The sequence below is a fragment of the Mesorhizobium sp. B2-7-2 genome, assembly GCF_006440775.1.
GTDB lineage: Bacteria > Pseudomonadota > Alphaproteobacteria > Rhizobiales > Rhizobiaceae > Mesorhizobium.
Genome location: NZ_VFTZ01000024.1, coordinates 76,977 through 90,939 on the forward strand (window position 1 = coordinate 76,977; position 13,963 = coordinate 90,939).

General features: G+C 65.1%; 14 protein-coding genes. 5 read left to right on the forward strand and 9 right to left on the reverse strand.

Features of this window, described 5'->3' with window-relative positions; genetic code table 11:
* The first annotated feature begins 19 nt into the window (after positions 1-19).
* On the forward strand, positions 20-937 hold the full coding sequence (locus FJ425_RS25995) for a DMT family transporter (RefSeq protein ID WP_246673612.1): 918 nt from the start codon (positions 20-22) through the stop codon (positions 935-937).
* 145 nt (positions 938-1,082) lie between these two features.
* Here FJ425_RS25995 and FJ425_RS26000 read toward each other — a convergent pair whose 3' ends face one another.
* Positions 1,083-1,937: a LysR substrate-binding domain-containing protein gene (locus FJ425_RS26000; protein ID WP_140636074.1), complete on the reverse strand. Its 855-nt coding sequence runs from the start codon at positions 1,935-1,937 to the stop codon at positions 1,083-1,085.
* 111 nt (positions 1,938-2,048) lie between these two features.
* On the opposite strand from FJ425_RS26000, the gene FJ425_RS26005 reads away from it, so the two are divergent.
* On the forward strand, positions 2,049-2,456 hold the full coding sequence (locus FJ425_RS26005) for a 4-oxalocrotonate tautomerase family protein (RefSeq protein ID WP_140636075.1): 408 nt from the start codon (positions 2,049-2,051) through the stop codon (positions 2,454-2,456).
* Between the two features lie 34 nt (positions 2,457-2,490).
* Here FJ425_RS26005 and FJ425_RS26010 read toward each other — a convergent pair whose 3' ends face one another.
* Positions 2,491-2,997: an RES domain-containing protein gene (locus tag FJ425_RS26010; RefSeq protein WP_140636077.1), complete on the reverse strand. Its 507-nt coding sequence runs from the start codon at positions 2,995-2,997 to the stop codon at positions 2,491-2,493.
* Complete coding sequence (locus FJ425_RS26015) at positions 2,994-3,479, reverse strand: antitoxin Xre/MbcA/ParS toxin-binding domain-containing protein (RefSeq protein ID WP_140636079.1); 486 nt, start codon at positions 3,477-3,479, stop codon at positions 2,994-2,996. The genes FJ425_RS26010 and FJ425_RS26015 overlap by 4 nt, the downstream gene beginning before the upstream one ends.
* A 170-nt stretch (positions 3,480-3,649) precedes the next feature.
* Between FJ425_RS26015 and FJ425_RS26020 the strand changes: the two genes are divergently transcribed.
* Entirely contained in the window at positions 3,650-5,872 is a 2,223-nt protein-coding gene (locus FJ425_RS26020; protein WP_140636081.1) for an AMP-binding protein, read from the forward strand.
* Between the two features lie 9 nt (positions 5,873-5,881).
* Here FJ425_RS26020 and FJ425_RS26025 read toward each other — a convergent pair whose 3' ends face one another.
* Complete coding sequence (locus FJ425_RS26025; RefSeq protein ID WP_224525202.1) at positions 5,882-6,625, reverse strand: phosphatidylcholine/phosphatidylserine synthase; 744 nt, start codon at positions 6,623-6,625, stop codon at positions 5,882-5,884.
* A gap of 75 nt (positions 6,626-6,700) precedes the next feature.
* Complete coding sequence (locus FJ425_RS26030) at positions 6,701-7,438, reverse strand: phosphatidylserine decarboxylase (RefSeq protein ID WP_281405784.1); 738 nt, start codon at positions 7,436-7,438, stop codon at positions 6,701-6,703.
* A 161-nt stretch (positions 7,439-7,599) separates the two neighbouring features.
* Here FJ425_RS26030 and FJ425_RS26035 point away from each other — a divergent pair, with 161 nt between their 5' ends.
* On the forward strand, positions 7,600-8,472 hold the full coding sequence (locus tag FJ425_RS26035) for an SMP-30/gluconolactonase/LRE family protein (RefSeq protein WP_140636083.1): 873 nt from the start codon (positions 7,600-7,602) through the stop codon (positions 8,470-8,472).
* Here FJ425_RS26035 and FJ425_RS26040 read toward each other — a convergent pair.
* The 4 genes from FJ425_RS26040 to FJ425_RS26060 all read right to left on the reverse strand — a co-directional run bounded on the left by FJ425_RS26040 (position 8,448) and on the right by FJ425_RS26060 (position 13,134).
* Entirely contained in the window at positions 8,448-8,789 is a 342-nt protein-coding gene (locus FJ425_RS26040) for an antibiotic biosynthesis monooxygenase (protein ID WP_181165051.1), read from the reverse strand. The two genes, FJ425_RS26035 and FJ425_RS26040, sit on opposite strands and share 25 nt — an antisense overlap.
* 337 nt (positions 8,790-9,126) lie before the next feature.
* Positions 9,127-11,010, reverse strand: a complete 1,884-nt coding sequence (locus FJ425_RS26045) for an ABC transporter ATP-binding protein/permease (RefSeq protein WP_140726941.1) — start codon at positions 11,008-11,010, stop codon at positions 9,127-9,129.
* Positions 11,010-11,345 carry a metalloregulator ArsR/SmtB family transcription factor gene (locus tag FJ425_RS26050; protein ID WP_140636089.1) on the reverse strand — a complete coding sequence of 112 codons (336 nt, stop codon included), beginning with the start codon at positions 11,343-11,345 and terminating at the stop codon, positions 11,010-11,012. Before FJ425_RS26050 ends, FJ425_RS26045 begins: the two co-directional genes overlap by 1 nt.
* 271 nt (positions 11,346-11,616) lie before the next feature.
* Positions 11,617-13,134, reverse strand: a complete 1,518-nt coding sequence (locus FJ425_RS26060; RefSeq protein ID WP_140636091.1) for a LysM peptidoglycan-binding domain-containing protein — start codon at positions 13,132-13,134, stop codon at positions 11,617-11,619.
* 120 nt (positions 13,135-13,254) lie between these two features.
* On the opposite strand from FJ425_RS26060, the gene FJ425_RS26065 reads away from it, so the two are divergent.
* Positions 13,255-13,866 carry a TIGR00730 family Rossman fold protein gene (locus tag FJ425_RS26065; RefSeq protein WP_140726944.1) on the forward strand — a complete coding sequence of 204 codons (612 nt, stop codon included), beginning with the start codon at positions 13,255-13,257 and terminating at the stop codon, positions 13,864-13,866.
* The last annotated feature ends 97 nt before the right edge of the window (positions 13,867-13,963 follow it).

Below are 13,963 nucleotides of genomic sequence, written 5' to 3' on the forward strand. Positions count from 1 at the left end.
AACTGGGTAGGCTGGCATCATGACGGACACGCTCGACATGCCGGAAAAGCTTGCGCCTGCCGCGGCCGACGTGGCGGCCGAGCGCACGCTCGGCATCATCCTGGTGTCGGCATCGGCCATCGCCTTCGCGCTCACCGGCGTGTTGACCAAGTCGATCCATGCCGATCCGCTTACCATCACCTGCTGGCGCGGTTTTTTCGGCTCGATCCTGATCAGCTTCTACGTGCTGTGGCGCCGGCGCCGCTCGGGCGGGCGCGAAAGCCTGAAACTCGGCTGGCGCGGCTGGCTGCTTGCGATTGAGGGCGCCGCCGCCAGCATCGCCTTCATCTCGGCCTTCAAATTCACCTATGTCGCCAATGTCGCGGTCATCTACGCCACTTCGCCCTTCATCGCGGCACTGCTCGCCTTCCTTCTGGTGCGGGAAAAATTCCGGCTGCAGACAATGGTTGCGGCGGCCGTATCGCTTTGCGGCGTCGCCATCATGGTGGGCGCCGGCCTCGGCAACGGGCACCTGTTCGGCGACGCCCTGGCGCTGCTGATGACCGCCGGCAGCGCGCTCTACATGATCATGGTGCGCGCTTTTCGCGACTCGCCGGTCGTCTGGGCGGGCGCTGTCTCGGCCTTCCTGCTTTTCGTGCTCGGCTGGTTCGTCACCGATCCGCTGGCCGTGTCCGCCCGCGACGTGGTGCTGCTTGCCACATTCGGCTGCTCCTTCGCGCTCGCCTCGATCCTGTGGACGGAAGGCTCGCGGCTGATCCCGTCGGCGGAAGCCGGACTGCTCGGTTCCGCCGAGGTGCCGTTCGCCATCCTGTTTGCGCTGCTGTTCCTCGGCGAGATCCCACCGGTGGCCAGCGTCATCGGCGGCGCCATCGTGCTTTGCGCGGTCTTTGCGCATGCCGGACGCGACTGGCTGAGGGCGAAATCGGCGGCCTCGTAAAAATATTTCGCCGGTCACGGAACCATCATTCGCGTGGAGCATTATTGGATCGACGGGTCACCCCCCAAGTCCCCCCAAACCCCTCGACCCGTCCGACTAGAAGCCGACCCTCAAAAAGGTCGGCTTTTTCTTTTGGCGACCGGCCTCAGGACGGAAGGGCCAACCCGCCAGCAAGCAGCTCCGCCAGGTCCCGCGCGGGACGCGCGGCTTCGCGGCCGAGCCGGATGGCGAAATCGGCCATCGGCAGCGGCGGGAGGTCGAAATCGGCAGATGCCTCGACGATTCCGGAATGGGCGAAGCGCCGGGTGCGCGGCGTCAGCGCGATGCCGGCATTGACCGCGGCGCGCAGGCCGGCAAGGCTGGCGCTGCCGGCGGCGATGCGATAGCGGCGGCCGGCGGCGTCGAGCGCGTTGAGCGCCGCCTCCCTGAAGCCGCAATAGGGATCGAGCAGGGCCAGCGGCACCACCTCCTGCCGCGCCGCCAGGCCTTTTTCCGAGCAGAGCCACAGCATCGGCTCGCTGATCACAGCCGCTTCATCCGGCGACGGGGCATGGCGCATGGCGATCGCGAGGTCGAGCTGGCCCGCCTGCAGCGCTGACCCAAGCTCCAGGGAGCGACCGACGCGGAGCTCGACCCTGACGCGCGGATGGCTGGCGGCGAAGGCCCGGAGCAGGTCCGGCAGACCCTGATCGGCGAAATCCTGCGTCGTGCCGATGGCGATGCGGCCGCCGGCGCGCGCGCCTTTCAGCGCCAGCCACGCCTCGGTGTGGACGGCAAGAATGCGCCGTGCATGGCCGACAAGGTCCTCGCCGGCCGGGGTCAACCCGCGTCCCCTGCCCTGCGGGGTGAGCAATTGCTCGCCGACGATCTCTTCCAGCCGCTGCATCTGCGCGGTCACCGCCGACGGCGTGCGGCCGACGGTAGATGCGGCCCTGGCGAGCGAGCCGCCATCGACAAAGGCGAGAAAGGTCTTCAGAAGATCCGGATCGAGCGTTTCCATACTTCGATGATATCGAATGATTTATCAAAAACAATTCGATTTTATTGATGTAGGGATGAGCCCATATCTCTCCCATCGAGAGCGCGACGCGCGAAGCCAAAGGAGAGAAAAATGCCGATCATCAATATCAGCGTCACCGGCAAGCCCGACGCCAAGCTGTCCGCGGCAATCGCCAAGGAGGCCACCGACACCACCGCGAAGCTGTTGCACAAGGATCCGACGATCACTGCGGTCGCCGTCAACTACATCGAGCCGCAGCACTGGTTCGCCGGCGGCAAGTCGCTGGCCGGGCATGGGACCAGCACGTTCTGGCTGGATATCAAGGTGGTCGACGGCACCAACACCAAGCTCGAGCTCGAAGCCTACCTCAAGGCGATCTTCGAGGCTTTCGGCCGGCTTCTGGGCGGCGTGCATGAGGAAAGCTACGCCTTCATGCATGAGGTGCCGGCGGCGGCCTATGGCTATGGCGGCAAGAGTCAGGAGTTCCGCTTCATCAGCGGGAGATTGAAGGCGGCGTAGGGTGTTTCGCTCCGCCGCCTCTCTGGACGGTACGCTATCTCGTGGGAGGATGAAGCCTGGTATCCAGCGCAAAATCCTCCTGCAGGCGCGGCTTGTAGAGGCCGCTCGCGCGGCCGGGATCGAACACCAGGTTCCAGCTATGCTGGGACACGGCGCTCGGAATCAGAAATAAGGGGTGCTCCGCCAAGAGACCGTCGCCAAACTGTTGCTGCCCTGCGCTTGGAATGCCTGGCCGAAGCCAGTTTGCGTTTGGAATATCGCCGATTTCCACCACATGAATTTTCGAAGGATCGGAGATCTCGAATGCCGTCAGCACGTGGCGGACTGTATCAAGCGTCCGAAATCCTTTGTGTACGGCCACCTCGAGAATGGCGGTCGAGGGGTCAATGGATGCATAGACAGCCCTGACGCCTTTGCTGTTCCACCTTCCCCCGAGCTTGAAGGCTCCCTCACCGCTGTCCCAGCTTGCCTGGAAGCGTTTGTGATCAAGTCTCCAGCCGAGGACATCGCCCGTTCCGAGAGAACCCGGCAGAGGCGTCACGCGTAGACACCGTAGTCGAGCCGTTCGAGGAATTCCTGTACAAGCATGGTACCCGCCGCCGTGGCCAAGAGATCGATGGGTCGCCGGTTGTCCAAGCCCATGGCAGGCTCAATCATCCATTTCTCGGCCGCTTCCTGGTTGCCGAAAACAGACGTGGCCTTGGTGAGAACCCTGGCGAAATTCCAGGTCCTTGAACCCTGCTCCCGATTGAGCGTCCGGGAGTGATCAGATTTGTGCCGCTGATATGTCCGCTCGCTCATGCCGAATGCCGCCTCGAAGGCATCTGCTTCGATGACGGTCAATTGCCTGACGAGGCTTTCCAGAGCCTGGCTTGGAATTCCATGCAGGATCATTTCATGCGCCTCGAGCGGGCTGGATACCGAGGATCCAAGAACCTTCGGCCCGCCGAACAGGTCGATCAGCCGTTCGAACTCCGGCTCCATGTGTGGTGCTTCGGCAAACCCCGTCGGGAAACTGGCCATCTTTGCCTCTCCGTCACGTGTCGGTTTACTTACGACATGTGTCAGAGTTTTTCAAGTGGAGATCGAGGCACTGCTTCAGTCCGCATTGACCTTGCCCGCACTTCCGCTACCCTCTGCCACCGAAGCGGTCGCCAAGAGCCGCGTCCTGGAGGAGACTGGGAGAGAGCGGCATGATCCTGACCCTGGCGCTGCTGGCGGGCCTTGTCCTTGCCTGGCTGCTGATCGCCGTGATCGAGCGGTTCCGGCTCGACCTGCGCTTCACCCAGGCGCTGCTCTATGTTCCGTTCAAGCTCGCCTACCGCATCGCCGATAACCGCATCCGCATTGCCCGCAGCGCGAAGACCCCCGTCATCTATGTGGTCTGGCACCAGTCGCGCATCGAGCCGGCGCTGATGCTGTCGCTGCTTCCCGACGACACGCTGCACATCCTGGACGAGGCTTCGGCGCGCTCGCCATGGCTGGAGCCGTGGCGTGAGCTTGCCCGCACTATCGCCTTCAACGCCGAGCATATCTTCGTCAGCCGCCGGCTGGTGCGCGTGCTCAAGGGCAAGGGGCGGCTTGCCGTCTATCTGCCGGACAATGTCGAGCCGGACGTCAAGTCCTTCAGGCTGTTTCGCGCCATCACGCGCATCGCCATGCAGGCCGACGCACGCATCGTGCCAATCTTCGTTGCCGGCACGCGTGACCTGCCGGTGTCGCTGACGCCGAAGGAAAAAGCGCCGCGCCACTGGTTCCCGCGGCTTTCGATGAGTGTGCTGGAGCCGATGACCATTGCCGAGCTGGTGGCGCGCAATCCCGACATGGCGTCCAACACCAATGCGCTGTTCGACCGGTTCGCCGAGGCGCGGCTTTACGGCACCAATCTCGATCGCGGGCTCTTCCTCGCCATGCGCGACGCCGCCGACCGCATCGGCCCTTCGCGGCCGATCATCGAGGATGTGATTTCCGGTTCGCTCAGCTACCGCAAGCTGTTCATCGGCGCGCGCGTGCTCGGCCGCCATTTCGAGGCGGTGACGGCGCCCGGCGAAGCGGTCGGCGTGCTGCTGCCCAACGCCAATGGCGTGGTGCTGTCCTTCGTCGGCCTGGTCTCAGCTGCCCGGGTGGCGGCGATGATCAACTACACCGCCGGCCCGGCGAGCGTGACCGCGGCGATCCGCACTGCCGTCATCAGGACGGTGGTTTCCTCCCGCGCCTTCATCGAAAAGGCGGGCATCGACGATATCGTCGCCGCGGTCGAGGCGGGTGGCGCCAAGATGCTGTGGCTGGAAGATGTGCGCGCAAATGTGACGACCCTGGACAAGGTCGCCGCAGCGCTTCTGTGGCGTTTGCCGCTGCAGCGGCAGCAAGCCGCGAAGCCCGCTGTCATCCTGTTCACCTCCGGCTCGGAAGGCACGCCGAAGGCGGTGGTGCTGTCGAACCGCAACCTGCTTGCCAATGTCATGCAGGCCGAGGCGCGCGTCTCCGTCTCGCCGGCCGACATCCTGCTCAACGTTCTGCCGGTGTTCCATTCCTTCGGATTGACCGGCGGCACCATCCTGCCGCTGGTGCTGGGCGTTAAGCTGTTCCTTTACCCCTCGCCGCTGCATTACAAGATCATCCCCGAGATCGCCCGCAAGGTGAAACCGACCGTGATGTTCGGCACCGACACCTTCCTCGCCAATTACGCGCGCACCGCCAAGGACGGCGACTTCTCCAGCCTGCGCTTCGTCGTGGCCGGCGCCGAAGCGGTGAAGCCGGAGACGCGGCGCACCTATCGCGACCGCTTCCAGGCCTCGATCGTCGAAGGCTTCGGGCTGACCGAGGCCGCGCCCGTGGTGGCGGTGAACACCGCCATCCACAGCCGCGACGGCACAGTCGGGCGGCCGCTGCCGGCGATCCGCATGAAGCTGGAGCCGGTCGAAGGCATCGCCGAGGGCGGCCGGCTGTGGCTCGACGGACCGAACATGATGATGGGCTATATGACCGCCGACCGTCCCGGCGAATTGCAGCGGCTGGAAGGCTGGCACGATACCGGCGACATCGTCTCGGTCGACCGCGAGGGCTTCATCACCATACGCGGGCGGGCCAAGCGCTTCGCCAAGATCGCCGGCGAGATGGTGTCGCTGGGCGCCGTCGAGATGCTGGTGCAGTCGCTATGGCCGGAAGAGCGCCACGCGGCGGTGGCAGTGCCCGACAAGAGGCGCGGCGAGCGCATCGTGCTGGTCACCACCGCCGACGACGCCAATGCCGAGGAGCTGCGCCAGTTCGGCAAGAAAGCCGGCGCGGCCGAATTGATGGTGCCCAACGACATCATCAAGGTGGACGATATCCCGGTGCTGGGTTCGGGCAAGACGGATTACATCTCGGCAAGAAAGCTGGCGATCGACCGGCTGGGGCTGAGTGCGGCGGCCTAGGGCGCAGCGCTACCCGATATCCGACGGCGGCACCTTCTCGCCTTCGCGCATGGCCCGCTTCGAATAGGCGCGCACCGACAACGGCAGGAAAAGCAGGTACCCAGCGACGGAAGCCGTCAGCGTGTACCAGGGATAGGTCATCAGCAAGAGAATGTAGAGCACGACGCCCAGGATGACCGGCAGCACCCTGTCGCCCGGCACCTTGACGCTCTTGCCCGAGTAGACCGGTAGGCGGCTGACCAGAAGGAAAGCGACCAGCACGGTGAAGCCGGTGGCGACGAAGGCGGCCGGCCGGCTGGGCTCCAGACCAAGCCGCAGGAAATAAAGATAGAGCGGGAGCATGACCAGCACAGCACCCGCCGGGGCCGGCACGCCGACGAAATATTCGGTCTGCCAGGCCGGCTGCTCGGCGTCGTCGGCCAGAACGTTGAAGCGGGCCAGCCGCATGCCGCAGGCGATGGTGAAGAGAAGTGCGGCGATCCAGCCCGGCGAGCCGGCGCGGTCGAGCAGGAAGGCGTAGAGCACCAGGGCCGGCGCCACGCCGAAATTGACGATATCGGCCAGCGAATCCATCTGCGCGCCGAATTTCGAGGTCGCCTTCAGCATGCGCGCCAGCCGCCCGTCGATGCCGTCGAGGAAAGCGGCAAGCAGCACCATGACCACAGCGATCTCGAAGCGGTTCTCGAAGGCGAAGCGGATGCCGGAAAGGCCGGCGCAGATGGCAAGCACGGTGACCAGGTTGGGCAGCACCATGCGCATCGGGATCTCGCGGATGCGCGGACCGCCGCTGGCATGGGCCTCGAATTTCTTGAACGGCGCGCCCAACGCTCAGGAAACCCTGACCAAGGGCGTGACCGCGGTGCCGCCGAATTCGGCAAGCACGGTCTCGCCGCCGACCGCCGTCTGGCCGACCGCGACGCGCGGCACGGCGCCCGACGGCAGGAAGACGTCGACGCGCGAGCCGAAGCGGATCAAGCCGAAACGCTCGCCGATCGCGATCGTACCGCCGATCTCGGCCCAGCAGACGATGCGCCGTGCCACAAGGCCGGCGATCTGGACAGCGGCAATCGTGCCGTTCGGGCTGTCGATGACTAGGCCGTTGCGCTCGTTCTCCGCGCTTGCCTTGTCGAGCTCGGCGTTAAGGAATTTGCCGGGCTTGTGCTCGATGCGCGTGATCCGACCGCGCACCGGAGCGCGGTTGATGTGGCAGGAAAACACGTTCATGAACACCGAGATGCGGGTCATCTCGCCCGAGCCCAGGCCAAGCTCGCTCGGCGGCACGGCGGGGCCGACCGCGGAAATCACGCCATCGGCCGGGCTCACCACCAGCCGGTCGTCGACCGGGGTGACGCGCTCGGGATCGCGGTAGAAATAGATGCACCATGCGGTCAGGATCAGTCCGATCCAGAACAGGACCGAGGAGAAATAGCCGAGAAACAGCGTCGCCGCGGCGAAGGCGGCGATGAAGGGATAGCCTTCGCGATGGATCGGAACGAATGTATTCTTGACCGAGTCGAGAAGCGTCATAGGGCTTGGGGCGGTCCCTGTTTCAGGATGCGCCTCAATAGCGGAAAGCCCCCTTCCCCGCAACGCAACAATGGGGGAGGCAGCAACGCCGGCACGCAAGCCTAACTTTTGCTCCGTATGTAGGAACTCGGCTCCGTCACACGTCCTTGGCGAGAGGACACCCAGGGAGCCCGCCAATGCCTTCGCCGAAACCGTCTTCAATGAGTGCCAAGGTCGTGACAACAGGCCTCGCCTTCGGCGAGTCGCCGCGCTGGCATGACGGCCGGCTCTGGCTCTGCAACTGGGGTACCGGCGAGATCGTCGCGGTGGACGAAAATGGCCGGAGCGAGGTGATGCTTACCGTGCCGGCCGTCCTGCCCTATTCGATCGACTGGTTGCCGGATGGCCGGCTTCTGGTGGTCTCGGGCCGGGAAGGCCTGCTGCTCCGGCAGGAGGCAGGCGGGACGCTCGTCACCCATGCCGATCTGAGGCATCTGTCGAAGAACCCGTGGAACGAGATCGTCGTCGATGGGCGCGGCAATATCTATGTCAATGGCGGCGGGCCGGCGCCGGCGCCGGGCGAGCATTTCGGACCGGGCACGATCGTGCTGGTCGCAGCGGACGGCGGCGTGCGGCAGGTCGCCGAGGATATCGCCTTCGCCAACGGCATGGCGGTGACGCCGGACAACAAGACACTGATCGTCGCCGAGTCCCACGCCAGGAGGCTAACCGCCTTCGATATTGGCGAGGACGGGAGCCTTTCCAAGCGGCGCGTCTGGGCCGATCTCGGCAACGACTATCCCGACGGGATCTGCATCGATGCCGAAGGCTGTGTCTGGTATGCCGACGTGCCGAACCGCCACTGTGTCAGGGTTCGCGAAGGCGGCGAGAAAATCGACAGGGTTGAGGTCGATCGCGGCTGCTTTGCCTGCATGTTGGGCGGCGCCGACGGCAGGACGTTGTTCATCGCCGCCGCCGAATGGCGCGGGTTCGAAAGTATGGTGAGCGACGCCCGCACCGGCCAGGTGCTGAGCGCCGCTGTTTCGGTGCCCGGAGCCGGATGGCCTTCCTATAGTTCGGGCACGCGCCGATAGTTGGCGATGTCGGCCTTGACGCCGAGGCGCGCGATCGTTTCCTGCGCGCTGAAGGCGATACGCTCATGCGCGGCCTTCACGATCGGCACCGCCTTGTCAACCGCGGCTTGGCTTTCCCACTCGACCATGGTGACGAGGTTGAACTCGCCCGGGCCGGAGAATTGCTCGAGCAGGAAGTCCTGCACAAAACCCTCCTGCTGGCGCAGCAATTCATGCGTCATCCTGGCCTTGCTGAGGATTTCGTCGCGCGCTTGCGCCGGCACGACGAATTTATCGACCCGGAACACGCTGCCGGTGCGGGGATTATTGGCGGTCATTTTCATCCATCTCCGATTTGGAAGGTTTGCCTGGCAGGTGGCTCGGAGACGGTTTGCAAGCTCAAGATAGGTTGAGGTCAAGGGGAATTTTTGTCCTTCCCTTCTCCCCTTGTGGGGTGAGAAGCGGTCCGCGTTAGCGGACGAAAAGCCAATTGCTTGGCTTTTCGAGCTTCGAACGCCCTGAGCCTGCGAAGGGCCGGGCGGTGGATCGGCGCGATAGCGCCGAGCCGGATGAGGGGTGTTCCAGGGAACGCCAGCGTCTCACTCCGCTGGAACACCCCTCATCCGGCCGCTTCGCGGCCACCTTCTCCCACAAGGGGAGAAGGAAGAGCCACAGCTAGCTCACCTCCGAAGTCCTCCTGCGCACAATAACCCCAAACTCGTCGCTCTCGCGGGCGATGCGCAGGCGCTCCTCGGCTTCGGTCGCCTCGCGCTGGCGGTCCCACATCGAGGCGTAGAGGCCGTGCTTGGCAAGCAGCGCCGCATGGGTGCCGCGCTCGGCGATCTGGCCGTCCTTCAGCACGATGATCTCGTCGGCCGAAATCACCGTCGACAGCCGGTGAGCAATGACGATCGTGGTACGGCCCTTGCTGACCAGGTCGAGGGCTGCCTGGATCTCCTGCTCGGTCTGGGTGTCCAGCGCCGAGGTCGCCTCGTCCAGCATCAGGATCGGCGGCGCCTTCAGGATGGTGCGGGCGATCGCCACGCGCTGCTTCTCGCCGCCCGAAAGTTTCAGCCCGCGCTCCCCGACCATTGACTTGTAGCCCTCTGGCAGCTTCTGGATGAACGGGCCGATCTGGGCGAGCTCGGCCGCCTTGCGCACCTCCTCCTCGCTGGCGCCGACGCGACCGTAGCGGATGTTGTAGGCGATGGTGTCGTTGAACAGGACGGTGTCCTGCGGCACCATGCCGAGCACCGCCCGCAGGCTCTCCTGCGTGACGTCGCGGATGTCCTGCCCGTCGATCAGCACCTTGCCGCCCTGAACGTCGTAGAAACGGAACAGCAGCCGGGAGATGGTCGACTTGCCGGCGCCGGACGGGCCCACGATCGCAACCGTCTTGCCGGCCGGCACCTCGAAGGAGACGCCCTTCAGGATCTTGCGGTTGGGATCATAGGAGAAATGCACGTCGCGGAACTCGACCTTGCCGGGCCCGACCTTCAAAGGCTTGGCATCCGGCTTGTCGACGATCTCCTGGGGCACGTCGAGCAGGTCGAACATATGCTCGATATCGGTCAACCCTTGCCTTATTTCGCGGTAGATGAAGCCGATGAAATTGAGCGGCACCGAAAGCTGGATCAGCATGGCGTTGATGAAGACGAAATCGCCGACCGTCTGCCTGCCGGCCTGCACCTCCAGCGCCGACATGCACATGACGATGACCGTGCCGAGGCCGAAGATGAGGCCCTGGCCGAAGTTCAGCCAGCCGAGCGAGGTCCAGGTCTTCGTCGCGGCGATCTCGTAGCGTGCCATCGAGCGGTCGAAGCGCTCGGCCTCCATGCGCTCATTGGTGAAGTATTTGACCGTCTCGAAGTTGAGCAGCGAGTCGATCGCCTTGGTGTTGGCGTCGGTGTCGCTGTCGTTCATGTCACGGCGGATCGAGATGCGCCAGTCGCTCGCCTTGACGGTGAACCAGACATAGAGGCTGACGGTGACGGCGACCACGGCGACGTATTTCCAGCCATAGGTGAAGGCAAATATGCCGGCTGTCAGCGCGAATTCGAGAATGGTCGGCGCCGTGTTCAGCATGATGAAGCGCACGATCGTCTCGATGCCCTTGGTGCCGCGCTCGATGATGCGCGACAGGCCGCCGGTGCGGCGCTCGAGATGGAAGCGCAGCGACAGCTGATGCATATGGACGAAGGTGCGGAAGGCGAGCTGGCGCACCGCATACTGGCCGACACGGGCGAACAGCGCGTCGCGCAGCTGGTTGAAGCCGAGCTGGATCAGGCGCAGCACGTTATAGGCGATGACCAGCGCCACCGGCGCCAGCAGGAAGGATGGCAGCGGCGGCGGTGTCTTCGAGCCATGGGCCAGCGCATCGGTCGCCCATTTGAAGAAATACGGGCCGGCGACCAAGGTGACCTTGGCGACGACCAGAAGCAGCGTCGCCCAGGTGACGCGGGCTCTGAGATCGGCGCGGTCGGCCGGCCACATATAGGGCCACAGATTGCGCAGGGTGGTGAGGGTGCCGGCTTCGGCGGATACGGTCTTTTCGGCCACTAGTCTTGCCTTATGGGTGAGAGGCTGGGGCAGCAGGAGTTGACGAGCTGGGTGAGCGAAGCGGAGACACCCGCAAGGGCGGCGTGGTCGACCGCGTAGCGCGAGCGCTGCCGGTCGGCCTCGAAACGGACGAGCCCGGCCTCGACCAGCACCTTCAGATGCTGCGAAACGGTCGACTGCGCGAGATCGAGGTGATCGACCACCTCACGGCAGGAGCAGCAGCGGCTGGCCGAGAGATGTTTCAGGATCTCGATGCGCGCCGGATGCGACAGCGCCGCCAGCCGCGCGGCAATGGCGCGGCTTTCGGTGCAGCGGGTGTCGGGGGATTCGGACATCGTTCATCGGCGATAGACGATGAACGATGGGAGGGCAAGCTAGGCGCATGGGTAGAATGGCCGGAGCTGCTGATCTCCCCCCTCGTGGGGGAGATGGCCGGCAGGCCAGAGGGGGGCGCGAAGGAACGCGACCAATCAAAATAAGGTGGTACATCGCTGGCGTCGGCGATTTGCGGGAAGCAGCAAGACTGACAAGTCGGCGGGACAGCGCCCCCCTCTGCCCTGCCGGGCATCTCCCCCACAAGGGCGGAGATTGGCTATTCGCCAACCCCTACTCCGTCTTCGCCGGTGCGGCTGTCATCTGCTCGCCCATGGCCTTCATGTCGGCGGCCTCGCCTTCCTTCGAAGTCGAGGGCACCTTGAACACCTGGCCCGGCCAGATGCGATCGGGATCGCGGATCTGGTCCTTGTTGGCCAGATAGATCGTCGAGAAGCGCGTGCCATGGCCGTAGACGCGGCGCGAGATGCGCCAGAGCGTGTCGTTGCGGCGGATGATGACGGCGCTGTCGGCATGTTCGAGCTTTGGCGCGACCGTTTCGGGCACGTCGGTCGAGGGCGTCGCCTCGGCAACCTTGGCAGCGCCCCCGGCGGCCGGGGCGGGCTTGGCCGCTTCGGCCGTTGCTGTGTCGGTCGTGATTTCGGCGGTCTTGGTCTCGGCCGGCTTGGTCCCGCTTGGGGCGACGGCGGCGACCGACTCGCCGGGCTCGCGCTCGAACGGGACGGCAGCGCGGGCGACGACCTTGACGCCATCATTGTCCAGGCCGTCGACATGGATGGTGTAGCTGCCGACCGGAATGTCGCGCGTCGCTTCGATCAGGAAATGCCCGTCGGCCGAAGTCTTGGCGTCGCCGAGCAGGATGGCGTCGGCATAGGCGCGCACCTTGCGGCCGGGATCGGCCGTGCCGGCGACGAAGATCTTGCTGCCGTCGATTTCGACCGCTTCGACCGCGATCTTGGGCTCCGCCGCGGCGGCCGCAGCCGGCGCGGTCGCCTGGTCTGTGGCGGCCGGCGCGGTCGCGGCCGGCGCCGAGGCCGTGTCCGATGCCGCCGGCGCGGTCGTTGCCTGGGTCGCGGGCGCCGCTGCCTGATCGGTCGCGGCCGACGCCGCCGGCTTGCTCTCGGTCTCAGGAACGGTGATCAGTTGCGAGGCCTTACCCGGCTCCTCGACCATGGCCAGCACCTGGCCTGTCGGGCTCTGCGGCACCGAGACGACGGCGGTCTGGGCCGAGGCAACGGCGATGCCGCCAACCGTCTGGCGCAGCGTGATCGTATAGTCGCCGGGCTTCAGCGGCTCGTCGAGCACGATGGCGAAGGCGCCGTCGGGTCCGGACTCGGTCGAGCCGAGCACCGTGCCCCCATTCAAAATCTCGACCTTGGCGTTGGGCGCGGCGTTGCCGGCGACGACGATCGAGCCATTGCCCTCGACGCGCACGACATCGAAGGTCGGCAGTGTCGGACCGGTGGCGGCGGGCGCCTGGGCCGCTGCCGCATTGTTGGCTGGCGCCATCTTATTGGCGGGCGCCATGGTGTTGGCTGGCGCCATGGTGTTCGCCGGAGCCATTGTGTTTGAAGGAGCCATTGTGTTTGAAGGAGCTTGGGGCACACGCGCCTCCGTGCTCGTGCTCGAGGATTCAGCCGGTTTTGCATCGGTCTGCGGCAGCGTCGCGACCTGCGCCGGCTTCTGGCTGTCGATGTAAGGATCGAGCGCACCCGAGCCATAGGCGACGGCCGCGACGGCGACAACGCCGCCCGCCGCGAACAAGAACGCCTTAGAAGGATTGATCGCCATAATTCCGTATTGCCCCCTTAGCCACCTAACGCCCGGTCTAGCGTGTTTTCCCGAGTCCGACAAGAAAAAGCCCGTCCGCGGGCTTGACCCCGCCGACCGTCCCCATCACCAATCATCGCCATGAACACGATTCGATCCGTCTGCGTCTATTGCGGCTCGTCTCCGGGCCGCGACGAGGCCTATATCAAGGCCGGCCACACACTTGGCCGCTCGCTTGCCAAATCCGGGTTGCGCCTCATCTATGGCGGCGGCACCAAGGGCATCATGGGCGCTGTCGCCGACGGCGCGCTCAAGGCCGGCGGCAAGGTCACCGGCATCATCCCGCGCTTCCTGATCAACAAGGAGGCGACCGAGACCGCGCTCGACAAGCTCGACGAACTCTTGATCACCGACAACATGCACGAGCGCAAGCATAGCATGTTCGAAAAATCCGACGCCTTTGTGGCGCTGCCGGGCGGCATCGGCACGGTCGAAGAGATCGTCGAGATCATGACCTGGGCGCAGCTTGGCCACCACCGCAAGCCGATGGTCTTCGCCAACATCAAGGGTTTCTGGGACCCGATGCTGGCGCTGATCGAGCACATGTCGGCCGAGGGGTTCATCCACACCGCGCATCGCGTGAAGCCGCTGGTGGTCGACGACCCGGAGGCGATCGTCGCAGCCATCATGGTGGCCGGCTCGTCGGTCGACGCGCCGACGGAAGGGGTGCAGTCGGTGATCGACAAGATGTAGATCCAGGGGAGTAAGGGAATAGGGGAGTAAGGGAGTATGTTAGGTTGCCGCAAAACGGCACCCCGGAAGTGGCTCCCCTACTCCCCTACTCCCCTAC

What these genes read in the sequence shown, in the direction of transcription:
- FJ425_RS25995 (WP_246673612.1), top strand. Translation starts at nt 20, where the DNA reads ATGACGGACACGCTCGACATGCCGGAAAAGCTTGCGCCTGCCGCGGCC.
- FJ425_RS26000 (WP_140636074.1), bottom strand. Translation starts at nt 1,937, where the DNA reads ATGGAAACGCTCGATCCGGATCTTCTGAAGACCTTTCTCGCCTTTGTC.
- FJ425_RS26005 (WP_140636075.1), top strand. Translation starts at nt 2,049, where the DNA reads ATGCCGATCATCAATATCAGCGTCACCGGCAAGCCCGACGCCAAGCTG.
- FJ425_RS26015 (WP_140636079.1), bottom strand. Translation starts at nt 3,479, where the DNA reads ATGGCCAGTTTCCCGACGGGGTTTGCCGAAGCACCACACATGGAGCCG.
- FJ425_RS26020 (WP_140636081.1), top strand. Translation starts at nt 3,650, where the DNA reads ATGATCCTGACCCTGGCGCTGCTGGCGGGCCTTGTCCTTGCCTGGCTG.
- FJ425_RS26025 (WP_224525202.1), bottom strand. Translation starts at nt 6,625, where the DNA reads ATGGTGCTGCCCAACCTGGTCACCGTGCTTGCCATCTGCGCCGGCCTT.
- FJ425_RS26035 (WP_140636083.1), top strand. Translation starts at nt 7,600, where the DNA reads ATGAGTGCCAAGGTCGTGACAACAGGCCTCGCCTTCGGCGAGTCGCCG.
- FJ425_RS26040 (WP_181165051.1), bottom strand. Translation starts at nt 8,789, where the DNA reads ATGACCGCCAATAATCCCCGCACCGGCAGCGTGTTCCGGGTCGATAAA.
- FJ425_RS26050 (WP_140636089.1), bottom strand. Translation starts at nt 11,345, where the DNA reads ATGTCCGAATCCCCCGACACCCGCTGCACCGAAAGCCGCGCCATTGCC.
- FJ425_RS26060 (WP_140636091.1), bottom strand. Translation starts at nt 13,134, where the DNA reads ATGGCGATCAATCCTTCTAAGGCGTTCTTGTTCGCGGCGGGCGGCGTT.
- FJ425_RS26065 (WP_140726944.1), top strand. Translation starts at nt 13,255, where the DNA reads ATGAACACGATTCGATCCGTCTGCGTCTATTGCGGCTCGTCTCCGGGC.